25 protein-coding genes are annotated in these 23,727 nt (G+C 73.2%); 8 read left to right on the plus strand and 17 right to left on the minus strand.

The annotated features are described in order from the left end of the window. Positions 1 to 109 precede the first annotated feature (109 nt). From menD to ACFWGN_RS06720, 3 genes are all read right to left on the minus strand, one after another. Positions 110 to 1,924, minus strand: coding sequence for a 2-succinyl-5-enolpyruvyl-6-hydroxy-3-cyclohexene-1-carboxylic-acid synthase (gene menD, locus ACFWGN_RS06710; protein ID WP_377616200.1), 1,815 nt, complete (start codon positions 1,922 to 1,924; stop codon positions 110 to 112). Beyond that, positions 1,921 to 2,916: an o-succinylbenzoate synthase gene (locus ACFWGN_RS06715; RefSeq protein ID WP_377616202.1), complete on the minus strand. Its 996-nt coding sequence runs from the start codon at positions 2,914 to 2,916 to the stop codon at positions 1,921 to 1,923. Before ACFWGN_RS06715 ends, menD begins: the two co-directional genes overlap by 4 nt. Before the next feature lie 139 nt (positions 2,917 to 3,055). After that, on the minus strand, positions 3,056 to 3,664 hold the full coding sequence (locus tag ACFWGN_RS06720; RefSeq protein WP_377616203.1) for a TetR/AcrR family transcriptional regulator: 609 nt from the start codon (positions 3,662 to 3,664) through the stop codon (positions 3,056 to 3,058). Positions 3,665 to 3,858: 194 nt separating this feature from the next. Here ACFWGN_RS06720 and ACFWGN_RS06725 point away from each other — a divergent pair, with 194 nt between their 5' ends. Further along, positions 3,859 to 4,824 carry a 1,4-dihydroxy-2-naphthoyl-CoA synthase gene (locus ACFWGN_RS06725; protein WP_191804551.1) on the plus strand — a complete coding sequence of 322 codons (966 nt, stop codon included), beginning with the start codon at positions 3,859 to 3,861 and terminating at the stop codon, positions 4,822 to 4,824. A 66-nt stretch (positions 4,825 to 4,890) separates the two neighbouring features. Here the strand turns inward: ACFWGN_RS06725 and ACFWGN_RS06730 are convergent, their stop codons facing one another. Continuing rightward, entirely contained in the window at positions 4,891 to 5,139 is a 249-nt protein-coding gene (locus ACFWGN_RS06730) for a hypothetical protein (protein WP_191804549.1), read from the minus strand. A 174-nt stretch (positions 5,140 to 5,313) separates the two neighbouring features. Between ACFWGN_RS06730 and ACFWGN_RS06735 the strand changes: the two genes are divergently transcribed. Then, positions 5,314 to 5,985, plus strand: coding sequence for an RBBP9/YdeN family alpha/beta hydrolase (locus tag ACFWGN_RS06735; protein ID WP_377616204.1), 672 nt, complete (start codon positions 5,314 to 5,316; stop codon positions 5,983 to 5,985). On the opposite strand, the gene ACFWGN_RS06740 is transcribed toward ACFWGN_RS06735, so the two are convergent. Beyond that, on the minus strand, positions 5,978 to 7,087 hold the full coding sequence (locus tag ACFWGN_RS06740; RefSeq protein ID WP_377616205.1) for a DUF3048 domain-containing protein: 1,110 nt from the start codon (positions 7,085 to 7,087) through the stop codon (positions 5,978 to 5,980). The genes ACFWGN_RS06735 and ACFWGN_RS06740 overlap by 8 nt on opposite strands. A gap of 26 nt (positions 7,088 to 7,113) precedes the next feature. Here ACFWGN_RS06740 and ACFWGN_RS06745 point away from each other — a divergent pair, with 26 nt between their 5' ends. Together ACFWGN_RS06745 and ACFWGN_RS06750 are read left to right on the plus strand one after the other, a co-directional pair. Further along, the gene (locus ACFWGN_RS06745; protein WP_377616206.1) at positions 7,114 to 8,346 is read left to right on the plus strand and encodes an AMP-binding protein; all 1,233 of its coding nucleotides are present in this window, start codon (positions 7,114 to 7,116) and stop codon (positions 8,344 to 8,346) included. A 10-nt stretch (positions 8,347 to 8,356) separates the two neighbouring features. Next, positions 8,357 to 9,226, plus strand: coding sequence for a 1,4-dihydroxy-2-naphthoate polyprenyltransferase (locus ACFWGN_RS06750; protein WP_377616207.1), 870 nt, complete (start codon positions 8,357 to 8,359; stop codon positions 9,224 to 9,226). On the opposite strand, the gene ACFWGN_RS06755 is transcribed toward ACFWGN_RS06750, so the two are convergent. After that, positions 9,223 to 9,528, minus strand: coding sequence for a DUF4229 domain-containing protein (locus ACFWGN_RS06755; protein WP_377616208.1), 306 nt, complete (start codon positions 9,526 to 9,528; stop codon positions 9,223 to 9,225). The genes ACFWGN_RS06750 and ACFWGN_RS06755 overlap by 4 nt on opposite strands. Before the next feature lie 135 nt (positions 9,529 to 9,663). Between ACFWGN_RS06755 and ACFWGN_RS06760 the strand changes: the two genes are divergently transcribed. After that, positions 9,664 to 10,170 (plus strand): PLD nuclease N-terminal domain-containing protein, encoded by a 507-nt coding sequence (locus ACFWGN_RS06760; RefSeq protein WP_377616209.1) that lies wholly within the window; start codon positions 9,664 to 9,666, stop codon positions 10,168 to 10,170. 51 nt (positions 10,171 to 10,221) lie between these two features. Here ACFWGN_RS06760 and ACFWGN_RS06765 read toward each other — a convergent pair whose 3' ends face one another. The 7 genes from ACFWGN_RS06765 to ACFWGN_RS06795 form a co-directional block, all read right to left on the minus strand. Beyond that, entirely contained in the window at positions 10,222 to 11,550 is a 1,329-nt protein-coding gene (locus ACFWGN_RS06765) for an LCP family protein (RefSeq protein ID WP_377616210.1), read from the minus strand. 142 nt (positions 11,551 to 11,692) lie between these two features. Then, on the minus strand, positions 11,693 to 12,652 hold the full coding sequence (gene ccsB, locus ACFWGN_RS06770) for a c-type cytochrome biogenesis protein CcsB (protein ID WP_377616211.1): 960 nt from the start codon (positions 12,650 to 12,652) through the stop codon (positions 11,693 to 11,695). After that, on the minus strand, positions 12,649 to 14,568 hold the full coding sequence (locus ACFWGN_RS06775; RefSeq protein WP_377616212.1) for a cytochrome c biogenesis protein ResB: 1,920 nt from the start codon (positions 14,566 to 14,568) through the stop codon (positions 12,649 to 12,651). Before ACFWGN_RS06775 ends, ccsB begins: the two co-directional genes overlap by 4 nt. Beyond that, positions 14,568 to 15,335 (minus strand): cytochrome c biogenesis CcdA family protein, encoded by a 768-nt coding sequence (locus ACFWGN_RS06780; RefSeq protein ID WP_377616319.1) that lies wholly within the window; start codon positions 15,333 to 15,335, stop codon positions 14,568 to 14,570. Before ACFWGN_RS06780 ends, ACFWGN_RS06775 begins: the two co-directional genes overlap by 1 nt. Positions 15,336 to 15,404: 69 nt before the next feature. Next, positions 15,405 to 16,049: a TlpA disulfide reductase family protein gene (locus ACFWGN_RS06785; RefSeq protein WP_082848771.1), complete on the minus strand. Its 645-nt coding sequence runs from the start codon at positions 16,047 to 16,049 to the stop codon at positions 15,405 to 15,407. A 52-nt stretch (positions 16,050 to 16,101) separates the two neighbouring features. Further along, positions 16,102 to 16,791: a histidine phosphatase family protein gene (locus ACFWGN_RS06790; protein ID WP_354507906.1), complete on the minus strand. Its 690-nt coding sequence runs from the start codon at positions 16,789 to 16,791 to the stop codon at positions 16,102 to 16,104. A 92-nt stretch (positions 16,792 to 16,883) separates the two neighbouring features. Beyond that, positions 16,884 to 17,390, minus strand: coding sequence for a MarR family winged helix-turn-helix transcriptional regulator (locus tag ACFWGN_RS06795; RefSeq protein WP_377616213.1), 507 nt, complete (start codon positions 17,388 to 17,390; stop codon positions 16,884 to 16,886). A 215-nt stretch (positions 17,391 to 17,605) separates the two neighbouring features. On the opposite strand from ACFWGN_RS06795, the gene ACFWGN_RS06800 reads away from it, so the two are divergent. Further along, positions 17,606 to 18,157: a YceI family protein gene (locus tag ACFWGN_RS06800; RefSeq protein ID WP_354507910.1), complete on the plus strand. Its 552-nt coding sequence runs from the start codon at positions 17,606 to 17,608 to the stop codon at positions 18,155 to 18,157. 163 nt (positions 18,158 to 18,320) lie between these two features. On the opposite strand, the gene ACFWGN_RS06805 is transcribed toward ACFWGN_RS06800, so the two are convergent. Beyond that, complete coding sequence (locus tag ACFWGN_RS06805) at positions 18,321 to 19,025, minus strand: redox-sensing transcriptional repressor Rex (RefSeq protein ID WP_068623777.1); 705 nt, start codon at positions 19,023 to 19,025, stop codon at positions 18,321 to 18,323. A 95-nt stretch (positions 19,026 to 19,120) separates the two neighbouring features. Next, a complete protein-coding gene (locus ACFWGN_RS06810) occupies positions 19,121 to 19,480 on the minus strand; it encodes a glutaredoxin family protein (protein ID WP_377616214.1) in 360 nt (119 codons plus the stop codon). Between the two features lie 105 nt (positions 19,481 to 19,585). Between ACFWGN_RS06810 and ACFWGN_RS06815 the strand changes: the two genes are divergently transcribed. Further along, positions 19,586 to 20,395 (plus strand): HAD family hydrolase, encoded by an 810-nt coding sequence (locus tag ACFWGN_RS06815; protein ID WP_377616215.1) that lies wholly within the window; start codon positions 19,586 to 19,588, stop codon positions 20,393 to 20,395. Positions 20,396 to 20,534: 139 nt separating this feature from the next. Here the strand turns inward: ACFWGN_RS06815 and ACFWGN_RS06820 are convergent, their stop codons facing one another. Further along, positions 20,535 to 20,633, minus strand: coding sequence for a 30S ribosomal protein bS22 (locus tag ACFWGN_RS06820; protein WP_003792170.1), 99 nt, complete (start codon positions 20,631 to 20,633; stop codon positions 20,535 to 20,537). A gap of 221 nt (positions 20,634 to 20,854) precedes the next feature. Continuing rightward, positions 20,855 to 22,051, minus strand: coding sequence for an acetoin utilization protein AcuC (locus tag ACFWGN_RS06825; RefSeq protein ID WP_377616216.1), 1,197 nt, complete (start codon positions 22,049 to 22,051; stop codon positions 20,855 to 20,857). Positions 22,052 to 22,322: 271 nt separating this feature from the next. Between ACFWGN_RS06825 and ACFWGN_RS06830 the strand changes: the two genes are divergently transcribed. Beyond that, positions 22,323 to 23,699: a TrkH family potassium uptake protein gene (locus tag ACFWGN_RS06830; RefSeq protein WP_377616217.1), complete on the plus strand. Its 1,377-nt coding sequence runs from the start codon at positions 22,323 to 22,325 to the stop codon at positions 23,697 to 23,699. The last annotated feature ends 28 nt before the right edge of the window (positions 23,700 to 23,727 follow it).

Genomic DNA, 23,727 nt, shown 5'->3' on the forward strand with positions numbered 1-23,727 from the left:
GTTCCCTCCTCGGTTCTTTCTGAGGACTACTTCACACCCGGGCGCTGAAACGCTGCTTGAACGATCCTGTGAGTTTGCTGCGAGTTCCCGACGACGGCTGGGAGCCTTCTCAGGCGACCCCGGGCCGCTCCGGGTCGCTCGGAGCGAACCCCGTGGGCACCGCCCGCAGGACCGCTTCCCGCACCTCGTCCGCGAGGCGGGTGCCGTCGGTCCGGCGCGAGCCGCGCGCGACGCGGACCTCGAGCACCTCGACGCCCCGGGGGCGTCCCGCGAGCGCCTCGCGCAGCCCCTCGACGTCGGCCACCAGCCGGTGCCGCACGCCGTAGCCCGCGCACAGCGCCGCGAGGTCGGCCCCGTGCGGGGTCGCGAAGACCCGCTCGAACGCCGGGCTCGTCGAGGGCTCCTGCTCGGCGAGCGCCCCGTACTCGAGGGTCGCGAAGATCGAGCCGCCGTCGTCGTTGACGACCACGACCTGGAGGTCCGCTGACGGCTCGAGCGGCCCGCGCAGGAGCCCGCCCGCGTCGTGCAGGAAGGTGAGGTCACCGACGAGCGCGCGCGTGCGGCGCCCGGCGCGCGCAGCGACGTGGGCGACGCCGGTCGCGGTCGAGACCGTCCCGTCGATGCCCGCGAGGCCGCGGTTGGCCAGCACGAGCGGTGCGACGTCCCAGTCGGCGACCAGGTCCAGGTCGCGCACGGGGTTGCTCGAGCCGACCACGAGCACGTCGTCCGGCCCGCTCACGTCGGCGACGGCCACCGCGACGGCGAGCGCCGTCGTCGGGCCGGGGGCCGAGGCGTGGGCGGCGACGACCTTGCGCGCCACCTCGCCCGCTCCGCGCCACGTGTCGAGCCAGGCCCGGTCCCCCGCCGGCCCAGTCCACCACCCGGCCGGGACGCCGGGCAGGACGGCGCTCGCCGACCGGGCCGCGTCGGGCCAGGGTGCCGCTCCGGGCGCGACCACGAGCACCTCGACGTCCTCTCGCCCGAGGAGCTGCTGGACGGGGCGAGAGAGCGTCGGGCGGCCCATGACCACGACGCGCTCGACGCGGCCGCCGAGGGCTCCCAGGACGAGCCGGTGCGCAGCGACCGCGTGCGTCCCGGCCGCGGCTCCTGACGAGGCCTCGGCGAGCAGGGGCCAGCCGCGTGCCTCGGCGAGGCGCCGCGCGTCGTCCCCCGCCCCGTCGCCGGCGACGACCACGGTCGCAGGGCCGGGATCGAGCGGGTACGGCCCGACGTCGTCGCTCACCGCCTCCACGACGGTCCGGCGTGCGTCGGCGCGCGTCTCGCCCGATGCCTCCCCCGGCCCTGCGGACAGGAGGCCCGCGAGCGCCGCCGAGGGGGCGAGGGGCTCACGGAACGCGACGTTCAGGTGGACCGGGCCGGGGTACCGGGACCGTGTCCCGCGCGCGGCCGCGAGCGCCCGCACCAGGACCGCGCGGAGGTCGCGGGTCTCGCCCGGGCGGCCGTCGGGAGCCGGGACGTCGACGGCGTGGCGCACTGCTCCCCCGTAGAGGCCGACCTGGTCCGTCGTCTGGTTGGCGCCCGTGCCGCGCAGCTCGTGCGGACGGTCGGCGGTGACCAGGACGAGCGGCACCCCGGTGTGGTGGGCCTCGAGCACCGCGGGGTGCAGGTTGGCGGCCGCCGTGCCCGAGGTCGTGACCACGGCCACCGGGCGCAGGTCCGGGCCCTCGGTGATCGTGGAGCCGCGCGAGAGGCCGAGCGCGAGGAAGGCCGCGGTGCGCTCGTCGATCCGCACGTGCAGGGTCAGCCGGCCGGCCGCGGCGGCCGCGGCGAGCGCGTACGCGAGCGCCGCGCTGCGCGACCCGGGCGACAGCACGACGTCCGTCACCCCGTCGGCGACCAGGCTCTCCACGATCTCCCGGGCCGCGACCAGGGCGGGCGGGAGGACGGGCTGGTCGCCGGTCACGCCGCCGCTCCGTCGAGGAGGGCGCCGACGCGCTCGTACCGGGCGGTCCAGCGCGCACCGGTGGCCGGGTCCGCGACGGCACGGGCGAGCGCCCGGGCCGAGGGCTCGGGGCGGCGCACCGTGATCTCACCGCCCACGGGCAGGAGCGGCTCGTCGACCACGTCGTGAGCCAGGAGCTGGGACGTCGCGAGGCCGCACGCGTACGGCAGGTCCGGCAGGGCGGCCGCGAGCGCCAGGCCCGCCGCGAGGCCCACCGAGCTCTCGAGCGCCGAGGAGACCACGACGGGGAGCCCGACCTGCTCGGCGAGGTCGAGGCAGGCCCTGACCCCGCCGAGCGGCTGGACCTTGAGGACCACGACGTCCGCGGCGTCGGCACGCAGGACCTCGAACGGGTCCTCGGCGCGGCGGATCGACTCGTCGGCCGCGACCGGGACGGACACCGCGCGCCGCACGGCCGCGAGCTCGGGGACGCTCGCGCAGGGCTGCTCGACGTACTCGAGGCCACCGGCCGCACGGTCGAGGAGCGGGATCCGGTGCAGGGCCTCGTCGAGCGACCAGGCACCGTTGGCGTCGACGCGGATGTGCCCGCCCGGCCCGAGCGCGTCCCGGACGGCCTCGAGGCGCGCGATCTCCTGGTCGACGGGCTCGACCCGCCCGTCGGGCCCGCGCTGGGCGACCTTGACCTTGGCGGTCCGGCAGCCGTCGGAGGCCAGGACGATGCCGTGCGCGCGCTGCGGGTCCGTCGCCGGGACCGTGACGTTGACGGGCACGCTCGAACGCACGGGCGCGGGCCACCCCAGGTGCGCGGCCTCCCGGGCCGCACGCAACCACGCGGCCGACTCGGCGTCGTCGTACTCCCAGAAGGGCGAGAACTCGGCCCAGCCGGCCTCCCCGCGCACGAGCAGCCCGTCGCGGACGTCCAGGCCCCGGAAACGGGTGCGCAGGGGCGTGGACCAGGCGACGAGCGGCGGGACAGGAGGTGTGGGGGGCACGGTCACAGGTTATCTCCGGACGCCGGCCCGGGCGGCCCGGTCGGTGTCCGGGGCCCGGCCCGCCCCGGACGCCGGGGCTCGTCGAGCCGGGCCGGGCCGGGCCGGCTCGACGACCCACGGCTCGCGCGCGGCGGACGGCTCAGGCGCCCCCGAGCAGCTCGGTCACGCAGTCCACCGCGAGGTCGCGCACGGCGCGCCCCTCGCACAGCGCGGTCACCGCGGCGCCGTCGACCACGGCGATCAGCAGGACCGCGGAGAACCGCGCGCCGAGCTGGTCGAGCAGCGAGTCGATCACGACGTCGAGCTCTCCTCGGCCTTGCGCGAACGCGGCGGCCATGACGGGGCTGCGGCCCGCGCTCACGACGTGCTCGTAGAAGCCGAGGAGCTCGCCGTGGTCCCCCGGGGGCAGGACCGCGTCGACGAGCAGGAGGGCACGCGAGCGCGTGCTCAGGGTCTCGACGCCGCCCTCCGCGACCAGCTCGGTCACCGAGTGACCGATCGCCTGGGCGCGCTCGGCCCAGCCGCGGACGATCTGCTCGCCCGCCGCGCCCAGCAGGTCGTCGAGACCCGTGAAGTAGTAGGTCGTCGCGGCGAGCGGGACGTCGGCCTGGGCGGCGACCGAACGGTGCGTCACGGCCCCGGGACCGTCGCGGAGGATGAGCTCGGCCGCGGCCGTCACGATGCGGTCGCGTCGCTGGGTGCCGCGGGCCTGCCTGCGGGGGACGTGCTTGTCGGTCTCTGGAGCCATCGGTGACTTCCTCCGGACAGGTTGAGGCCGTCGGTCCCGCGCACGGCGGGGACCAACGGCAGGATCTTGAGCACAGACGTGGCCTCACCGAAGTACACGATCGAGAGCGTCGCCGTCAAGATCTCGCCGATCCCACCCTCACACCGTAGGCCACACCGACGGTGGACGGCGCCCGGGCGGCTAGGGTGGCCGTCGTGAGCAGCATCCCCGCACAGGTGTCCGAGACGTTCGATCCCCAGTCCTGGCGCACGGTCGCCGGGTTCGAGGGACTCACCGACATCACCTACCACCGTGGCGTCGAGCGCGGCCTGGTCGACGGTGAGCCCCGCGAGCGCGACCTCCCGGTCGTCCGCGTCGCGTTCGACCGGCCCGAGGTCCGCAACGCGTTCCGTCCCCACACGGTCGACGAGCTCTACCGGGTGCTCGACCACGCGCGCATGACCTCCGACGTCGGGACGGTCCTCCTCACGGGCAACGGTCCGTCGGCCAAGGACGGCGGCTGGGCGTTCTGCTCGGGCGGCGACCAGCGCATCCGCGGACGCGACGGCTACCGGTACACGACGAGCGAGGACGCCCAGACGGCCGACGCGATCGACCCCGCCAAGGCCGGTCGGCTCCACATCCTCGAGGTCCAGCGCCTCATCCGGACCATGCCCAAGGTCGTCATCGCCGTGGTCAACGGGTGGGCCGCCGGGGGCGGGCACTCGCTGCACGTGGTCGCGGACCTGTCGATCGCGAGCCGCGAGCACGCGCGCTTCAAGCAGACCGACGCCAACGTGGGCTCGTTCGACGCCGGTTACGGCTCGGCGCTCTTCGCCCGGCAGGTCGGGCAGAAGCGAGCCCGCGAGGTCTTCTTCCTCGCTCGTGAGTACTCGGCCCAGGACGCCTACGAGTGGGGCGCCGTGAACGAGGTCGCGGACCACGCCGACCTCGAGAGGCTCGCGCTCGAGCACGCGCGGATCATCGCGACCAAGTCGCCCCAGGCGATCCGCATGCTCAAGTTCGCGTTCAACCTGGCCGACGACGGGCTGGCGGGCCAGCAGGTCTTCGCGGGCGAGGCCACGCGGCTGGCGTACATGACCGACGAGGCCGTCGAGGGACGCGACGCGTTCCTCGAGCGCCGCGACCCGCAGTGGGACGCCTTCCCGTACTACTTCTGACGGGCATCGGCGTTCCCGACGGGCGCAGGCGTTCCGACGGGTACCGGTGCCGCCGCGCGCGCCGCGTCAGCCCGTGATGAAGCCGCTGAGGAGCCCGACGATCCCGCGGCCGGCGAACGCCGCGGTGACGGCCAGGCCGAACAGCAGGACGATCGACGCGACGACGGGGCCGATCGACCCGGCCGGCCGGGCGCCGTCCTCGTCGTCGTCCTCCTCGGCGCGCAGGACGGGCCGGGCGGGGGTGATCGAGGGCGGGAACGGGGTGACCGTGGACGTGGGCTCGAACGGGCTCTGGGTGGGGTTGATCGTTGCCATGCCCCTACGTTCCCGCGGGCACCGGTGGCGGCACATCGGTCCAGCGGCTCGACCTGCGCGCCCACCGGTCCACCTCAGGGGTGAGCAGGTCCTCCTCCTCGGGGAGGACGGGCCCCGCGCAGACCTTGCCGCCCCCTCCGGAACATCGCTCCGACCTGCGGCGTTGCTCAGGGCATGACTCCTCGCACCGATGCCACGACCGTCGCGCACCAGACCGTCCATGAACCGGCCCCGAGCCCGGCCACTACTCTCCCCGCGACCCGGATCGTGGTGGTGCACGGCCTGGGCGCCACCGCCGCCAGCCACTGGTTCGGCGCGCTCCAGGACCGGTACGCGCCGCGCGGGATCGAGGTCCTGGTCCCGGACCTGCCGGACTCGCTGGCCCCGGACCTGGACACGTGGCTCTCGACGCTCGCCGCGGTGGTCGGGACGATCGACGAGCGGACCGTCCTGGTGGGTCACAGCCTCGGCTGCGTCAGCATCCTCCAGCACCTCGCCGCCCGCGACGACGACTGGCGGCTCGGTGGTCTCGCGCTCGTTGCCGGCTTCGTGGAGCAGGTCCCCGGCATCCCCGAGGTCGACCCCTTCGTCGCGCACGACACCGACCCGGCGGGGATCGCCGCTCGCACGGCACGTCGCCTCGTCCTCACGGCCGACGACGACCCGGTGGTCCCCCGGCGTCTGACCGAGCACCTCGCCCAGGTCCTCGACGCCGACCTGACCGTGGTCGACGGCGCCGGGCACTTCCTCGCACGCGGGGGCTTCGACCGGCTCGAGGTGCTCGAGTCGGTGCTCGACGGGTGGACGCTCACGGACCCGCCGACCGTCCGGCCCCGGATCAGCTGACCGTCCAGCTCCCCCCCTCACGCGGGACGAGCTCGACCCACGTGACGCCCTGCTCGAGGAGGACGGGCTCGCCGTCGGGCCCCGTGAGGACGAGTGGCTCGTCGACCGACTCCTGCGACCACGTCACGGCCACGTGCTTCCCACCGCTGGCCACGAGCCCGTCGCCCGAACCCACGAGCAGCGTCTCCGGCACGGGCGTCCCGGCCGGGTCCTTGAACTGCGTGTCGCGGACCTCGACGCTCAGCGCCACGACGTTCTGTGCCGAGAGCCGCGTGCCGTCCGACGAGGCGGCCGGCGTGGTCCCCTCGTTGCGCAGGAAGGCCGCCTGCTCCGCGTCCCAGACCCACTGCGCCCGGCTCGCGAACGTCAGCTTCACGTCGAGCAGGCTCAGGGGAGCGCCCGTCGTGGTCGCGGTGCCCTGTCCCGGGATCCGGACGTGCCGGAGCTGGGTGGGGGGCGCCGTGCGGTCGTCGTCGGCCTGGGCCCAGAAGTCGGCCGGCGTCCCGTAGAGGTTGTGCGGGGCGCGCTTGCCCTTCTTGAGGAAGAACCCGTCGTCGCCCTCGTCGTGGACCACGGTCTGGATGCCGGCCGCGCGGACCGCCTCGACGAACGGGGGCTGCCCACCGCTGAAGGCGAGCACGCCGCGCGTCGGCCCGACGATGGCAGGGTCCATGGGACGCACCGAGCGGACGGGACCGACCGTCTCCGGCGACTGCGAGTGGTAGACCGCGACGAACCGCGTGATGCCGCCCTCGACGACCTCCTCCCACACCATGTCGGCCTGCTCGAGACCCGTCTGGGGGCGTGCCTGCGGCAGGTTCTCGATCTTGACCGCGAGCGCCGGGCGGTCGTCGACCTCGTCGACGGGGACGCCGGTGAGCGGCCAGGCGGGCGGGATCGCCGGGTCCGGCGGGCCTGCCTTGTCCGGATCGACGGTTGCCGGGACCGTGCTCGTCGGGACGTCCACGGGCCCACCGCTGCAGGCCGCCAGCACGAGCGCGACCGCGACCAGCACCCCGAGGTTCCGTCCGAGGTGTCCTGGCGTCGCTGCCGTCACGGTTCCCTGCCCTTCGCCCTGCTGCGGTCCACGGTTCCTCGTCACCTTACGACCGGATCTACGCTGGACGGATGTCACGCGCCGATGGTCCCTCCGACGCCCTCGCCCTGCGTGCGGCGGTCGCCGACGCCCTCGCGGGCCGCGGCCCCGCGGTCGCCCCGGCTCCGCTCGCCTTCTCCGGGCCGCTGCCCGAGGGCACGGCCCTGGTGCTGCAGACCTCGGGCTCGACGGGCCTGCCTCGCGAGGTCGCCCTGAGCGCGAGCGCGCTCGTCGCCTCGGCACGTGCCACGCACGAGCGCCTCGGCGGGGACGCGCAATGGTTGCTCGCGCTGCCGCCGTCGCACGTCGCGGGACTCCAGGTGATCCTGCGCTCGGTCGTCGCCGGCACCCGTCTCGTGACCGCGGACCTCGACGCCCCGTTCTCGCCCGCAGGCTTCGCTGCGGACGCCGCGCGCATGGACGGCGACCGCCGCTACGTCTCGCTCGTCCCGACGCAGCTCCACCGCCTCGTGCACGCCCAGGGCACCGCGGACGGCGAGGCCGCGCTCGCCGCGCTGCGCTCGTTCGACGCGATCCTGCTCGGCGGGGCAGCGGCCCCGCCCGCGCTGCTGGCCGCGGCGCGCGCTGCAGGGGCCAGGGTCGTGACGACCTACGGGATGACGGAGACGTGCGGCGGCTGCGTGTACGACGGCGTCCCGCTCGCGGGCGTGCGGGTGCGGGTCGTCGAGCGCTCGTCCGGGCGGGTCCTGCCCCCGGGGGACGCGGGGGTCGTCGAGATCGGCGGACCCGTCCTCGCGACGGGCTACCTCGGTGACGAGGCGCTCACGGCCGAGACGTTCCGGCACGACCCGGACGGCTCGCGCTGGCTGCGCACCAACGACCTGGGCTCGCTCTCCCCGGACGGCACGCTGACGGTCCACGGTCGGGCCGACGACGTCGTGGTCACGGGCGGCGTCAACGTCGCCCCGGCCGCGGTCGAGGCCGTGCTGGCCGACGCGCTCACGGGCGAGGACGGCATCGGAGAGGTGTGCGTCGTCGGCGTCCCCGACCCCGAGTGGGGGCAGGCCGTGGTCGCGGTCGTGACCCGCGGCGGCGCCCTCACCAGGGCCGTCGCCCCCGAGGGCGAGCCCGACGCCGGGCTGCTGTCCCGTGCCCGGCACGCGGTCGCGACTACGCTGGGACCGCCCGCCGCACCGCGGTACCTGCTCGTCGTGGACGACCTGCCGCGACGAGGACCGGGCAAGATCGACCGGGCGGCCGTGACCGCGCTCGCCGCCCGCACCGCACCTCGCACCACCCACTGATCGGAGCACCATGGCCACCTCTGCCGAATGGGTCGCGGGCGCGCGCCTGCGCACCCTCCCCGCGGCAGCCGCACCCGTCCTCGTCGGCTCGGGAGCCGCGGCGCAGATCGACGCGTTCGCGTTCTGGCCCGCGCTGCTCGCGCTCGGGGTCGCGCTCGCGCTGCAGGTCGGCGTGAACTACGCCAACGACTACTCGGACGGCGTGCGTGGCACCGACGTCGACCGCGTGGGCCCCATGCGGCTGACCGCGTCGGGGGCCGCGCTCGCCTCGCAGGTCCGCAACGCGGCCTTCGCGTGCTTCGGGGTCGCCGCGGTCCTCGGGCTCGGGCTCGTGGCGCTCACGGGGCACTGGTGGCTCCTGGCCGTGGGGGCGCTCGCGATCGTCGCGGCCTGGTTCTACACGGGCGGCAAGAACCCGTACGGCTACCGCGGCCTCGGCGAGGTCGGGGTCTTCGTGTTCTTCGGGCTCGTCGCGGTCCTCGGCACCACGTACACGCAGGCGGGTCGCATCACCTGGGTCGCGGGCGTGGGAGCCGTGGCCGTGGGCCTGCTCGCGTGCGCGCTGCTCATGATCAACAACGTGCGGGACATCCCCACCGACGTGCTCGCAGGCAAGCGGACCGTGGCCGTGCGCCTCGGGGACTTCCGGGCCAGACGCGCCTACGTCGCGATGATCTGGGTGCCGATCCTGCTGGCCGTGGTGTGCGCGTTCGCCGCCCCGTGGTCCCTGCTGGTGCTGCTCCTGCTGCTGCCGGCGGTGCTGCTGACGCTCCCGGTGCTCGCCGGGGCGCGCGGGCCCCTGCTGGTCCCCGTCCTCGCCGGGACGGGCATGTTCGAGCTCGGGTACGGCGCGCTGCTGGGGCTGGGGCTCGCGCTCTAGCCGTCGGTGCGGCGCACGGGCGGCTCGTCGGCGGAGGCCGCGTCGACCGCGGCGTCCTCGAACGCGGCGTCGTCCTCGACCGCCCGCGAGAACTGCTCACCCGTCGCCCGGCGGTGCGCAGCGCGGTCCGCGAGGTACTGCGCCGCGCGCTCGCGCGGGCCCCGCAGCGTCAGGTAGGAGACCAGCAGGGCGAGCACGGCCGCGATGACGGCGCACACGACCCAGTGGCCGAGGTCGAGGGCGTAGAGCACGGCGAAGAGCACCCCGAAGATCGCGAGGCGCAGGACGGAATAGATGACCATGGGCACTCCTCCAGGGTAGGCGCCCCGCAGACCTGGGGGCGACACGCCCCGGTATGTACGAGCACCGCCCCGGCCCCCGCCCCCAGAAGGTCGCAGGCTGGACACGTCCTGACCCGAGACGCATAGGCTGGGGGCATGTCCCGCGTCCTGCTGACCCTGCTCGCCGTAGGCCTCGCGGTCTACGCCCTCTCCGACTGCGCCACGAGCGACGAGAACGACCGGAGCGGGATCCCCAAGGGACTGTGGATCGTGATGATCATCTTCCTGCCGTTCGTCGGACCCCTCGCATGGATCCTGGTCTCCCGCACGCAGCGCTCGCGTCACGCCGCAGCGGGCGCGACCGGATCGCCCCGCCGCCCGACGGGCGGAGGAGGACGGCGTCGCAGCAGCGGACCGATCGCCCCCGACGACGACCCGGACTTCCTGTGGAAGCTCGAGCAGCAGCGACGTCGTGAGGCGCGCGACGAGGGTTCTGCGCCCGGTTCGGGGACTGCGCCAGGAACGCCCCCCGGTCACACCCCGGAGGCCGCGGACCGCCAGGACGAGCGGGAACAGGGGCCGCGGGCCCCGGGCAAGGGCTCGAAGGGCGAGACGGACAGCGCTCCGGACGCTCCGTCGTCGGGCAACAACGACCCGTCCTAGCGAGCGCGGGCCCGCACCGGGGTCGTCGCCAGCGGACCCGTCAGGCCCGCGTCAGCAGGTCTCCTTGGCGTCGGCCGAGGTGATCGCCTCGCCCGGCAGACGATCGGCGAGGGGGTCGACGGGCTCCACGGTCTCGGTACCGGTCGACGTGTCACCGGGCGGGATCGTCGCAGTGTCCGGCGTGGCCGGGGTGTCCGGCGTCTGGGTGGCCTCGTCCTCGATGACAGGCTGGTCGGCCGCCAGCCGTGCCCACACGTCCTGAGCCTCGTCCGAGAGCACCACACGGGCGGGGTTCGACGGCATGGGCCCTGACGGGATCGTCAGGAACGTGACCGCCTCCGGGCGCACCGAGCGCAACGAGAACGCGAGCCCCTTGAGGTCGACGCCACCGCTGATCGACAGCGAGCTCGTCGCGGCGTCCAGGAAGCGGATCAGGCTCGGGAGGTCCGTGAGGATGTTCTTGCTCAGCACGGACTGCGTGAGCGCGGCGAGCAACGCCTGCTGGCGCCCCATCCGGTAGGTGTCCGAACCGTCGCTCAGCCCGTGCCGGGCACGGGCGAGCGCGAGGGCCTCGGTGCCCGACAACACATGGTTGCCCGCCGTGAGGTGCAGGTTCGCGTCCTCGTCGTCCATGTCCTCGGAGATGCACATGGGGACGCCGTCGAGCGCATCGACCATGGTCTGGAACCCCGCGAAGTCGACGACCATGAACCCGTCGGTGCGCACCCCGCTGATCTGCTCGACCGTCATCTGCGTGCAGGTTGCTGCCGACGCGAGGTCCTGCCCCGCGTCCCAGCCTCGCGAGAACGCCGAGTTGAACATCGCGCTCGACGACGCCTTGGTCGTCCCGCCTCCCGTGACCGTGCACTCGGGAACCGGGATCATCAGGTCGCGCGGGATCGAGACGAGCTCGACGCGCGTCCGGTCGGCCGATATGTGCAGCAGCATGGTCGTGTCCGAGCGCATGCCGTCCTCGGCCCCACCGATCGCCTCGTTCACCCCGGACCGGTCGTCCGAGCCGATGAGGACGAGGTTCACAGGGAGCCCCGCGAGGGGGTCCGCGGGGTCCGGGGTCGCGGCGGCCGGCCGTGACGCCTCAGGGGCGACGAGGGCCTGGTTGTCCACCTGGTCGACGTTCGACAGCGACTTCACGACGAGCGCCGCGGCACCCGACACGCCGAGGGCGAGCACTGCCGTCATCACGAGCCCGACGACCCGCACCACCCTCCGGTCACGTCGAGCTCTCGCATGGCGCACGGTCGCGACCGCCTCGTGGTGCGGGGTCGGGCGCGCCTCGCCGTCCGGGCCCCCGCTGTCCGTGCTGTGCGCCCGGGCGCCCGACGGCACGTGCGCCTTGCGCCTGCTGGGTTCTTCGGTCACGAGCACCGACACTAGCGACGCCACCTGTGGGGGCGCTGGGCGGGGCACGTGAGCCGTGTCGAGATCCCGTGAAGAGTACGACGAGGGCCGCCCCGCACAGCGGGACGGCCCTCGCCCTCGCCCCGGTTCCGGGGCCGGCCGACTACTCCTGGGTCGTGATGCCCGAGTACGAGTGCTTGCCGTTGAAGATCAGGTTGACGCCCGTGAAGTTGAACAGCACGCACGCGTAGCCCACGATCACGAAGTAGGCCGCGCGCCGTCCGGACCAGCCGCGCGTGGTGCGGGCGTGCAGGTAGGCCGCGTAGACGACCCACACGACGAAGCTCCAGACCTCCTTGGGGTCCCAGCCCCAGTAGCGACCCCAGGCGTGCTCGGCCCAGATCGCACCACCGATGATCGTGAAGGTCCACAGCACGAACGCGACGGCGTTGAGGCGGAAGCTCAGTGCCTCGAGCTGTGCCGGCTTGGGGGTCGTGTCGAGCCAGCGCCAGGCCGGGTGCCCCAGGAACCCGTTGCCGTTCTCGCGCGAGTCGCGCAGGAGCTGGATCACGGACATGACGAACGCGACCGTGAAGATGCCCGTGGCGATGATCGCGACGCCCACGTGGATCACGAGCCAGTAGGACTGCAGCGCGGGCTGGACCCCCGTGGCGTCGAGGAAGAACGAGTTCTGGGCCACGACGAGGAACAGCACGGCGAGTCCCGTGACGAACGCGCCGAGGAACCGCACGTCCCGCTTGAGGCTCACCCCGAGGAACACCGCCATCGCGACGAACGCACCGACGAGCGTGAACTCGTACATGTTGGCCCAGGGGGCACGGCCTGCGGCGATACCGCGGGTCACGATCGCCCCGAGCAGCAGGATGGTGCCCAGCCATCCGGTCGAGATGCCGATGCCCGCGGCCTTGCGCGAGACGGGCTTGGCGGGGGTCGCGACCGCGACCGCGACCGGGGCGTCGGCGTCACCGGTGGCGGCCACCGGTTCGGCGACCGGCTCCTTGGCCCCCAGCCTGGACAGGTCGATCGCGAAGGCGACGAACGCGACCGTGAGCGCGGTCGCCGCCGCCCACACCAGGTCGGAGCTCAGCTCGGCAACGGTCATCGGTCAGCCTTTCGTGGTCGGTCGGCGCGAGCCGGCCCGGTGGGACGGGAAGCGGACGCGCCAGGCGTCCTGGTGGGACGTTCGGGTGGGGCAGGCAGGTCGGTGGCCTGCTCGGTCCCGGGGAGCGACTCGACCACGCGGTCGACCTCTCCTTGGAGTCCGGCGTCGTCGCCGCGGGCGAGCCCCGCCACGGTGACGACGGTACGCGGCGCGGACGCCTCGCCGTCGGGCCCTTCCTCGCTCCACGCACGCAACCACACGCGGCGGCGCGGTGTGAAGAGCGAGACGGCCAGGCCGCCGAGCGCGCCGAGCGCGAACACGAGGATCCAGACGAGCGCCGGGTCGTGCCGCATGTCGAGCGCCACGTAGCGTGCGACGGGCCCGTCGGCGAACGTGAGGGTGCCCAGACCGTCCGGCAGATCGACCGTCTCGCCCGGGGCGACGAGGAGCTGGACGCGGTCCCCCGCCTCGTCGACCGACGCCGTGAGCGTGTCGGTGTTGAGCCGGTAGACGTTCTGCGGCAGCCCGTCGTCGAGGCCCAGGTCTCCCCGGTAGACCTCGAGGACCAGCAGCGGGTTGGCCGGCTGCGGGAAGATCGAGCGAGCCCCGTCCTCGGTCACCTCTGCGGTGGGCAGGAAGTAGCCGACGAGGCCGATCTGATCGAGGCCGGGCGACGTGTCCGGTACCTTCACGACGCCGCGCGAGGTGTACATGGTGTCCTCGGGCAGGAACGGTACGCGGCCCGCGAAAGCGACCTGTCCCTCGGCGTCGTGGATGGTGATCTCGGGGGCGTAGCCGTTGCCCTGGAGGTAGATCTTGGCCCCGCCCGCGACGATCGGGTGGTTGACCTTGATCTGCTCCTCCTGCGAGGAACCGTCGGGGTTGCGCACCGTGACGTTGGCCGTGAAGTCGCGCGACTGCGCGAACGCGACCTGGTCCATCGCGAACTCGGCGTCGAACGAGTCGAGCGTCATCGAGAACGGGACGAGCGAGCTTGGGCTGAACAGCGAGCCGCTCTCGAACGTGTCGTAGTCGACGACCGCGTTCGCGAACCCGCGCCCCTCGGTGATGATCGCCTGCCCGCGGAAGTGCAGGAGCTGTCCGGTGGCGACCGAGACGAGCAGGCCCAGGAGCGAGAGGTGGAACACCAGGTTGCCGGTCTCGCGCAGGTAACCGCGCTCGGCGGCCACGGTCCGGCGCTCGGGCAGGCCGCGGGCCACGTCGGCGGGTTCGGTCGAGACGTCCACGCGGAACGTCGGCAACCAGCGAAACCGGCCGCGCAGGTGCGCTGCGGCCGCCTCGACGACCTCGTCGGGCGTCGCGGTGCTCGTGGTCTCGGCCTTGGCCGGGAAGCGGTCGAAGCGGCGCGGGGTGCGTGGCGGGCGGTTGCGCACGGCCTGCAGGTGCGCCTTGGTGCGCGGCAGGATGCAGCCCACGAGCGAGACGAACAGCAGGATGTAGATCGCGGAGAACCACACCGACGCGTACACGTCGAAGAAGCCCAGCCGGTCGAGCCACTCGCCCGTGCGCGGGTTGTCCTGGAGGTAGGTCAGGACCGCGGCCGGGTCCTGGGGGCGCTGCGGCAGCACCGAGCCCGGGACGGCCGCGACGGCGAGCAGCATGAGGAGCATGAGCGCGACGCGCATGCTCGTGACCTGGCGCCAGACCCAGCGCAGGGTGCCCTGGAGGCCGAGCGAGGGGAGCTGCGGCGCGCCGGCCTCGCCCGAGCGCGCGGTTCCGCGCGCGTCCGGGGTCGCGGCGTCGGGTCCGGTCGCGCGCGGCGCGCGCTGCGAGCTGCCCGACGGCGTCGCTCGCGTCTCGGCGGGCGCCTCGCCCTCGGCGGTGCGAGCCTCGGGCTCGGGGTGGCTGAACGCGTCGTCGATGCCCTCGGGGCGGTAGAGGTCCTTGTCGCTCATCAGATCACCGTCTCGAAGCCCGTGATGAGCCCGCCGAGGCGTGAGGTCCAGGTGCCCCAGACCCCGGTCACGAGCGCCAGCCCGATGAGGATGAGCATGCCGCCCCCGATGCGCATGATCGCGAGCCGGTGGCGACGCAGGAAGGCAACGGCCTTCTTGGACCGCTCGAGACCGATCCCGATGAGCAGGAACGGGATGCCGAGGCCCAGGCTGTAGGCGATGCCCAGGATCGCCCCGCGGCCTGCGGTGGCCTCGTCGAGGGACAGCGCCATGACCGCCGTGAGCGTCGGGCCGATGCAGGGTGCCCAGCCCAGGCCGAACACGATGCCCAGGAGCGGTGCACCCCAGATCCCCGCGGTGGGGCTCAGGTGCAGGCGACGATCCCGCTGGAGGAACGGCACGGCGCCCATGAACGCGAAGCCCATGAGGATCACGAAGACCCCGATGACGCGCGTGATGACGTCCTCCCACTGCTTGACGTGCACGCCGACCGCTCCCGCGGCGACCATGAGCAGGACGAAGACGAGCGTGAAGCCGGCCACGAAGAGTCCGACCCCCGTCGCGACCCGCCACCGGCCCGGGGCACGCACCGTCCGGACGGCCGTACCGCCACCGGAGCTGCTGCCGCCCTGGCGGGACGTGGCCCCGGCGTTGGCCGCGGCGAGCCCGCTCACGTACCCGACGTAGCCGGGGACGAGCGGCAGCACGCACGGGGACGCGAAGGACACGAGCCCCGCGAGGAGTGCGACCGGCACCGCCAGCAGCATGGACCCGCTGAACGCCGTGGTGGCGAACGTGGAGCCGACGTCACCGGCGAAGGAGAGAGGGTTCACGGGTCAGGCGTCCTCTGCGAGGACGTCGTCGACGAGCCCGGTGAGGGTCGAACCCTCGGCACGACCGATGATGCGTGCGGCGACGCGCCCCTCGCGGTCGAGGACGACCGTCGTGGGCACCGCCTGGATGGGCACCGAGCCCTCGAGCGTCGCGATCGCCTCGCCGCGCGTGTCCTCGATCGAGGGGTAGGGCACCTCGAACGTGCGCTCGAACGCGAGCGCGGCGCCCGCGTCGTCGGTGCTGTTGATCCCGAGCAGGCGCACCCCCTGGTCCGCGCGGTCGTTCGCGAGCGCGACCAGGTCGGGTGCTTCGGCCCGGCACGGCGCGCACGACGCGTACCAGGTGTTGAGCACGACGACGTCGCCGGCCCACTCGCTCGTGTCGATGGCGTTGCCCTCGAAGTCCGTGCCGGTCAGGACGACGGGGTCGTCACGGTCCGACACGTCCCACGTCTTGACCGAGCCGTCGCCCGAGACGTAGCCCTGACCCACGACGTCGTCGGGGCTCGTGGCGCCCGACTCCTGGGCGCAGCCCGTGAGGACCAGGCCGAGCGAGACGATCGCGACGGGGACGAGAGCAGGACGACCGGCGGTGCGACGCCCGGGTGCGGGCGCGCGACCGTGCCGGGCACGGAAGGGGTGGATCATGGCAGCACTGTCTCCCACCTGCCTGGGCACAACCTGAGAAAGCCCTGGTGGGTCACGCTCCGGAGACCTTCGCGGCCCCCGGCAGCAGGTCTGCGACCGGCTCGGTGTAGTGGATCCCGACGAGGCGGTCGCCGTCGAAGCGCAACGACGTGAGGGACGCGAGCGAGCACTGGCGGTTGCGCGGGTCGTGCCACAGCCGCTTGCCCTCGAACGCCAGGCGCGAGATCCAGATGGGGAGCTGGTGGCTCACGAGCACGACCTCGCGGCCCTCGGCCTGCTCGCGCGCGTCGTGGACCGCGGCGTGCATGCGCGCGACCTGCTCCTTGTAGGGCTCGCCCCACGACGGGCGCAGCGGGTTCCACAGGTAGGGCCAGTGCCCGGGGTGCCGCAGCGAGCCGTCGCCCACGCCGAACTTCATGCCCTCGAAGTGGTTGCCCGCCTCGATGAGCCGCTCGTCGGTCCCGAGCGGCAGGCCGAAGGCCTCGGCGACGGGCGTCGCGGTCTCCTGCGCGCGCTGGAGCGGGGACGCGATGACGAGGGCGACGTCGAAGGGCTCGTGCACGCCGTCGTCGGGCAGCGCGGGCGCACCCTCCGCGGGCTTGCCCGACAGGTGCCCCGCGACGCGACGCGCCATGGTGTGCCCGAGCTCGGAGAGGTGGTACCCGGGGATTCGCCCGTAGAGGATGCCGTCCGGGTTGAAGACTTCACCGTGACGCATGAGGTGGACCGTGGTTGCAACCATGCCGACCAGTCTCCCAAAGATCTGGCCCGCGCGGTGCACGTGCCCGGGGTGCTCCGGGCCACACGTCACCGCCCGGCGCGCCCGGGCCCTACCTACTGCTCGCGCGGCTCCGCGACCCGGCACGCCTCGGCGATGGCGTCCATGGCCTCGCCGAGGTTGCGGAGCTGGGCCGGGGTCAGGACGTCGACCATGTAGCGACGGACCGCGGTCACGTGGCCAGGGGCCGACGCGACGAGCTCGGCGTACCCGGCCTCGGTCATGACGCAGTTCACACCCCGTCCGTCGCCCACGCTCGCGGCGCGGCGCACGAGACCGCGCTGCTCCATGCGGTGGACCGTGTGGGTCACGCGGCTGCGGGAACGGGCCAGGCCGTCGGCCAGCGCGGACATGCGCAGGGTGTGGTCGGCCGCCTCGGACAGGCGGACCAGGAGCTCGTACTCGCCGAGGGTCAGGCTCGAGAGGTCCTCGTGCTCCCTGCTGAGGGCCTCGACGAACCGCGCCGAGCCGTCGAGGAACGAACGCCAGTAGCGCTGCTGGTCGTCGTCGAGCCAGGGGGTGGCGTGCACCGTGGTGGCGTGCTGGTCCTGCTGAGCCGTCATCTCTTCCTTCATCCGTCACGCCCCCTCCGTGTGAACAACGGCCCCATTCTCCCATCGTCGGGGGTGGCGGCTGGTCCAGGGAGAACTCGTGCCCTCCTCGGGGAATAGAGGGCGATGGGCTTGCGTTGATGCGTTCGTATGAAGTTGAATCTTCAACTAATGGCACGTCGACGGCGCGCCTGACGCAACGCAACTCGACCTCTCAGGAGACACCCATGGCCACGAACCTTCCCGCCGGACTGACCGCAGGCACCTACGCGATCGACCCCTCGCACTCCCAGGCGACCTTCACGGTCCGCCACGCAGGCATCTCCAAGGTCCGCGGCTCGCTCGCGATCGCCGACGGCAACATCACCATCGGTGACGACGTCGAGTCCTCCAACGTGGTCGCCGCGATCGACGCCAAGTCGGTCAACACCGGTGACGCGGGCCGCGACGGCCACCTGCAGTCGGCCGACTTCTGGGACGCCGAGAAGAACCCGACCTGGAACTTCGTCTCGACCGCCGTCGAGGCCGACGACGACGACTTCGTCATCGCGGGAGACCTGACCATCAACGGCGTGACCAAGCCGGTCAAGCTCGAGACCGAGTTCACGGGCACCGCCGTCGACGCCTACGGCAACTCGCGCGCCGGGTTCGAGGCCGAGACCGAGATCTCCCGCAAGGAGTTCGGCCTGACCTGGAACGTGGCCCTCGAGGCCGGCGGCGTGCTCGTCGGCGACAAGATCAAGATCGCGCTCGACCTCTCGGCGATCAAGCAGGCCTGAGCCTCTCTCCCCCGACCGGCCCCCGCGCCCTGACGCAGCCCGGTACGCCAGGAGCCGGCGACCCGTGACGGGTCGCCGGCTCCTGTGCTGTCCGGGCGAGGTGCGCACGGTGCCCGACGGCGGGACGCGCCCCCGCGGTCGGCTCGCCACCCGGCGGGGCACCCTAGGCCCCGGCGCCCTCGTCGTCGTCCTCGTCCGCGCCGGGCTCGCCCGAAGGACGGTTCGCGAGCGCCCGGGCCTGCGCGTGGAAGGCCAGGATCTGCAGCTCGCTGCCCACGTCGACCGAGCGCACGATCACGTCGTCGGGCAACTGGAGGGCGCGCGGCGCAAAGTTGAGGATCTCGCGGACCCCGGCCTCGACGACCCGCTCGGCGACGTCCTGCGCGACGTGCGCGGGCGTGGCCAGGACGACGATCGTGACGTTCTCGCGGGCGATGACCTCCTCGAGCGCGTCGACGTGCTCGACCACGAGCCCCGCAGCCTCGGTCCCCACGACCGACGGTGACGCGTCGAGCAGGGCCGCGACCTCGAAGCCGCGGGTCCCGTAGCCCGAGTAGTTCGCGAGCGCGTGGCCCAGGCTACCGATGCCGATGATCGCGATCCGGTGCTCGTCGGTCACGCCCAGCGCCGACGTGATGTAGGTCGCGAGCGAGTCGACCACGTACCCCACACCGCGCGTCCCGTACGACCCGAGGAACGACAGGTCCTTGCGGAGCTGTGCGGAACCGACCCCGGCCAGCTCGGCGAGCTCGGTCGACGACGTGGTCTCCACGCCGCGCCCCTCCAGATCGCGCAAGGCCCGCAGATAGGCGGGCAGACGTGTCACCGTCGCGCCAGGAATGCCGGTGTCCCCCAGGGTCTCTGCCACTCGTACCACCCATACCTCGTCATGTCGTCGTCGTTGACGACCTCGCTGTGCTGCTGTCTCGGATCATCTCAGGCTCTGGGCCCGAACGCGGAACGTCAGCCGCTGACGCGCCGCCGCGCGAGCGCCTTGGCGAGCCGTGCGCCGTCGACCTGCCAGAACCCCTGCTGGACCCCGTCCACGGTCACGACCGGGACGTAGTCCCCGTACTCGGCCGCGAGCGCACCGGTCGGGTCGTCGTCCACGTCGACCTCGGTCCACGTGACCTGCTGCTCGGCGCACACCGCCTCGACGATCTGACGGGCCGTGTCGCACAGGTGGCACCCGTCGCGCCCGTAGAGCACGACGCGCGGGGGCACGGCCCGGGGAGCGGTGGCAGGGGCGAGGGCCTCGGACCCTGCCTCGGGTCCTGCGGCTCGTCCTGCGGCATGTCCGGCGGCGGGTTCTGCGGGGCTCACTCCCCCAGCCTACGCATCCCGGACAGAAGGTCCGTCCGGGTGCCCGGCGTCTTGAGGTGCGCGGGGCGTCGGCGGGCGTCGGCGGGCGCCGATAGAGTGGACGGCATGCCGACGTCTGCACCTGGGTCCACCCATCCGACGGCGGCCTTCTTCGACGTCGACAACACCATCATCCGGGGCGCCAGCTCGTTCCACCTGGCCCGGGCGCTGTACCAGCGCGGCTTCTTCTCCACCCCGGACCTCGTGACGTTCGCGTTCCACCAGGCCCGCTACCTCGTGCTCGGGGAGAACAAGCGCCAGATCGACCAGGTCCGCTCGCGCGCCCTCGACCTCATCGCGGGCCGCTCGGTCGCCGAGGTCGTCGCGATCGGCGAGGAGGTCTACGACCAGGTCCTCTCGCTGCGGATCTTCCCCGGCACCCAGAAGCTCCTCGACGAGCACATCGCGGCCGGCCACCAGGTGTGGCTCGTGTCCGCGACCCCTCTGGAGATCGGTCAGCTCATCGCCCGGCGGCTCGGCGCGACCGGGGCGCTCGGCACGGTCGCCGAGCACGAGGACGGCCTCTACACGGGCCGCCTCGTGGGCGACATGATGCACGGCCGGGCCAAGGCGGCCGGTGTCCGCGAGCTCGCCGAGCGTCACGGGATCGACCTCGCCGCGTCCTACGCCTACGGCGACTCGCTCAACGACGTGACCATGATGCAGGCCGTCGGCCACCCGTGCGCGATCAACCCCGACACGCGCCTGCGCCGCCACGCCAAGGACGTCGGATGGCCCATCCGCGAGTTCCGCGGCAGGCGCCGACGCGTCGCGAACCGCGGGCTCAAGACCGCGAGCTGGGCGGGGGCGGCCTGGGTCCTCGGGCTCGTCATGCGCTCGATCCGGCGCTCGCTCAAGGGCCGCACGGGCCTCTGACCCACCGCGGTCCAGGAGCAGGCCGCGACGCGACCTCCGCTGCCTGGTCGGGCACGACCCCACCCGGACATGCGAAGAGCCCGGCACCCCTGAGGGTTCCGGGCTCCTGCGACAGCCGGCGCGAGACCGCGCCGCACTGCTACTTCTTGTTACGACGCTGGTGGCGCGTCTTGCGAAGCAGCTTGCGGTGCTTCTTCTTGGCCATACGCTTGCGGCGCTTCTTGATGACGGAGCCCATGGGTCCTCACAATGCTGGATCGGTGTGCGATCGGGATCGCCCCGATCATGGTGGTCCACGGCTGATCGGGAACCGACCAACACGAGAAAAAGTCCGTCCCTTACCCTACCTGCTCCCAGCCTGTCGCCCGAAATCGAGCGAGGGTGACGTCGTCGGGCAGGAGGCGGGGCGCCCTGGCGGGCGCTCGCACGCCGCCCCGTTCCGGGGCTCCCCGACCCACCTCAGTCGAAGTGTGCGTCCAGTCCGAGCAGCGGGAACACGGCCCTGCGCGTCGCGACGACCGCGCGGTCGACCTCGTCCTCGGGGTCGTAGCCCCGCCCCCACGACGTGAACGCGACCTCGCCGTCCCCCATGAGCGCGGCGGTCTCGCGGTGCGCGACCGCGGTGATGTGGTCGCGCCACGCGACCGGCACGGGCGTGGACGGCGCCACGGGCGCGTGGACGACCTCTGCGACGACGTTCGACCACGCGAACGGGACGACCGACGTGACCGAGTAGCCCCCGCCGCCCAGGGCGACCCAGCGCCCCTCGGCGAGCTCGTGCGCCAGCTCGTGGATCCACCGCACGGCCGCGCGCTGGGCGTCGATGCTCACGTCGAGGTCGCTCAACGGGTCGTGACCGTGCGCGTCGCAGCCGTGCTGGGACACGATCACCTGCGGCCGGAACGCGCGCAGGACGGGCGGGACGACCGCGTCGACGGCCCGCAGCCAGCGCGAGCCGTCGGTCCGTCGAGGCAGGCCAAGGTTGACCGCGGTGCCCGACGCCGAGGCGCCGCCCGTGTCCGTCGCGTGGCCCGTGCCGGGGAACAGCGTCGCGCCGCTCTGGTGGACCGAGACGGTCAGGACGCGCGGGTCGTCCCAGAAGATCGACTCGACCCCGTCGCCGTGGTGCGCGTCGAGGTCGACGTACGCGACACGCTGGGCGCCGTCGTCGAGCAGGCGACGGACCGCGGCCGCGGCGTCGTTGTAGATGCAGAAGCCCGACGCGGCCCCGCGCTGGGCGTGGTGCATACCGCCCGCGATGTTCACGGCGTGCAGCGCGTGCCCCGACCACACCGCGCCCGCGGCCTCGTACGAGCCCGACAGGATGCGGGCCGCGGCCTCGTGCATCCCGGCGAAGACCGGGTCGTCCTCGGTGCCCAGCCCCAGCGCGGCGTTCTCCACCCCCTGCTCCGAGGCCGCGTGGACCGCGGCGACGTACGCGGGGTCGTGCACCAGGTCGAGCACCTCGTCCGTGGCCGGCGACGTCCCGACGACCTCGACCCCCGGGGCGTCGAGCAGGCCCAGCGCGCGCACCAGGCGCATGGTCAGGTCGAGGCGCGTCGGGGACATGGGGTGCCCGTGCCCGAAGTCGTACCCGAGCAGGTCCGGGCTCCACACGACCTGCGCGACGAACGGCACGGTGTCGGTTCCGGTCACGTGCGCTCCTCGCTCGGTGTCTCGTCCGTGCGACGGGTGCTCCGTCGCACGGCCCGTACCGCGACGCGAGAGCGCGTTCGGCAGCCGGCAGGAAACACGGTATCGCCCGCGCGGCCCGACGGCGCCACGCGGTTCAGCCGGTGGGCACGGCCCGTCCTGTGGCAGAGTTGGGCGACACATCGGCACGCACGGCGACCGGACGGCCCCGCAGGGCCCGCCCCGCCGCTCGTCCACCCGGACGAGGACGCACGGACAGCGAGACGGAGGACCGATGCCCCAGGGGGTCTCCGGGCGCTTCTTCGCAGGGCGCGAGCTCGTCGACCGCCTCGCCCGCCACTCACCGGCCCGCCTCGCGGTCACGGTCTTCGCCGCGGTGATCTCGCTGTTCACGCTGCTCCTCATGGCGCCGTGGGCCACGACGTCCGGGAGGTCCGCACCCCTGATCGACGCGCTGTTCACCGCGACGTCGGCCGTGTGCGTCACGGGCCTCGTGGTGGTCCCGACGGGAACCTACTGGTCCACGTACGGGCAGGTCGTGATCCTCGTCGGCATCAAGATCGGTGGCCTGGGCGTCATGACGCTCGCCTCGATCCTCGGCATGGCCGTCTCGCGGCGCATCGGGCTGACGCAGAAGCTGCTCACGGCCTCGGAGACCAAGACGACCCGGCTCGGCGAGGTCGGCTCCCTGATCCGCGTCGTCGTCATCACGTCGACCAGCATCGAGCTGCTCATCGCGCTGCTGCTCCTGCCGCGCTTCATCGTGCTCGAGGAGACGTTCGGCGAGGCCGCCTGGCACGGCCTGTTCTACGGGATCTCGGCGTTCAACAACGCGGGATTCATCCCCACGGCCGAGGGCCTGACCCCGTACGTGGGCGACTGGATGCTGCTCATGCCGATCATCATCGGCGTGTTCATCGGCTCGCTGGGCTTCCCCGTGATCCTCAACATCATGCGCAACCGGCGCCGCGCCTCGAAGTGGAACCTGCACACCAAGCTGACCCTCACCACGAGCGCGATCCTGGTCGTGGTCGCCGTGGTCCTGTTCGCGGCGTTCGAGTGGACCAACGCCAAGACGCTGGGTCCGCTGAGCCTCAACGAGAAGATCCTCGCCTCGCTGTTCGCCGGGGTCATGCCCCGGTCCGCGGGCTTCTCGACGATCGACATCAACGGCATGCACGAGTCGAGCTGGCTCATCACGGACGCGCTCATGTTCGTGGGTGGTGGCAGCGCCTCGACCGCGGGCGGCATCAAGGTCACGACCCTCGCGGTCATGCTGCTCGCGATCGTGTCCGAGGCCCGCGGCGACCGCGACCTCGAGGCGTTCGGTCGACGCATCCCCCGCGAGACCCTCCGCCTGGCCGTGGCCGTGTCGTTCATCGGTGCGACGGCCGTGCTCGTCGCGAGCCTGCTGCTGCTCGAGATCACGGGCTGGACGCTCGACGTGATCCTCTTCGAGACCATCTCGGCGTTCGCGACCGTGGGCCTCTCGACGGGTGTGACGGCCGACCTCCCGACCGCCGGCAAGTACGTCCTGGTCGTGCTCATGTTCATCGGGCGCACCGGGACCATGACGCTCGCGGCCGCGCTCGCGCTGCGCGACCGGCGCCGCGTCATCCGTTACCCCGAGGAACGCCCCATCATCGGCTGACCCCGCCTCCCCGCTTCCCTGGCACGGT

It is taken from the genome of Oerskovia sp. NPDC060338 (assembly GCF_042726295.1).
GTDB lineage: Bacteria > Actinomycetota > Actinomycetes > Actinomycetales > Cellulomonadaceae > Oerskovia > Oerskovia merdavium.

Bases quoted from the DNA above. Each gene is read 5' to 3' on its own strand.
- ACFWGN_RS06780 (WP_377616319.1), bottom strand. From the start codon at position 15,335: ATGCTGCTGGCGGTGCCGGTCGCACTCCTCGCGGGGCTCGTGTCCTTC.
- ACFWGN_RS06800 (WP_354507910.1), top strand. From the start codon at position 17,606: ATGGCCACGAACCTTCCCGCCGGACTGACCGCAGGCACCTACGCGATC.
- ACFWGN_RS06750 (WP_377616207.1), top strand. From the start codon at position 8,357: ATGGCCACCTCTGCCGAATGGGTCGCGGGCGCGCGCCTGCGCACCCTC.
- ACFWGN_RS06760 (WP_377616209.1), top strand. From the start codon at position 9,664: ATGTCCCGCGTCCTGCTGACCCTGCTCGCCGTAGGCCTCGCGGTCTAC.
- ACFWGN_RS06815 (WP_377616215.1), top strand. From the start codon at position 19,586: ATGCCGACGTCTGCACCTGGGTCCACCCATCCGACGGCGGCCTTCTTC.
- ACFWGN_RS06735 (WP_377616204.1), top strand. From the start codon at position 5,314: ATGACTCCTCGCACCGATGCCACGACCGTCGCGCACCAGACCGTCCAT.
- ACFWGN_RS06785 (WP_082848771.1), bottom strand. From the start codon at position 16,049: ATGATCCACCCCTTCCGTGCCCGGCACGGTCGCGCGCCCGCACCCGGG.
- ACFWGN_RS06830 (WP_377616217.1), top strand. From the start codon at position 22,323: ATGCCCCAGGGGGTCTCCGGGCGCTTCTTCGCAGGGCGCGAGCTCGTC.
- ACFWGN_RS06720 (WP_377616203.1), bottom strand. From the start codon at position 3,664: ATGGCTCCAGAGACCGACAAGCACGTCCCCCGCAGGCAGGCCCGCGGC.
- ACFWGN_RS06730 (WP_191804549.1), bottom strand. From the start codon at position 5,139: ATGGCAACGATCAACCCCACCCAGAGCCCGTTCGAGCCCACGTCCACG.
- ACFWGN_RS06745 (WP_377616206.1), top strand. From the start codon at position 7,114: ATGTCACGCGCCGATGGTCCCTCCGACGCCCTCGCCCTGCGTGCGGCG.
- ACFWGN_RS06820 (WP_003792170.1), bottom strand. From the start codon at position 20,633: ATGGGCTCCGTCATCAAGAAGCGCCGCAAGCGTATGGCCAAGAAGAAG.
- ACFWGN_RS06795 (WP_377616213.1), bottom strand. From the start codon at position 17,390: ATGACGGCTCAGCAGGACCAGCACGCCACCACGGTGCACGCCACCCCC.
- ACFWGN_RS06755 (WP_377616208.1), bottom strand. From the start codon at position 9,528: ATGGTCATCTATTCCGTCCTGCGCCTCGCGATCTTCGGGGTGCTCTTC.
- ACFWGN_RS06775 (WP_377616212.1), bottom strand. From the start codon at position 14,568: ATGAGCGACAAGGACCTCTACCGCCCCGAGGGCATCGACGACGCGTTC.
- ccsB (WP_377616211.1), bottom strand. From the start codon at position 12,652: ATGACCGTTGCCGAGCTGAGCTCCGACCTGGTGTGGGCGGCGGCGACC.
- ACFWGN_RS06790 (WP_354507906.1), bottom strand. From the start codon at position 16,791: ATGGTTGCAACCACGGTCCACCTCATGCGTCACGGTGAAGTCTTCAAC.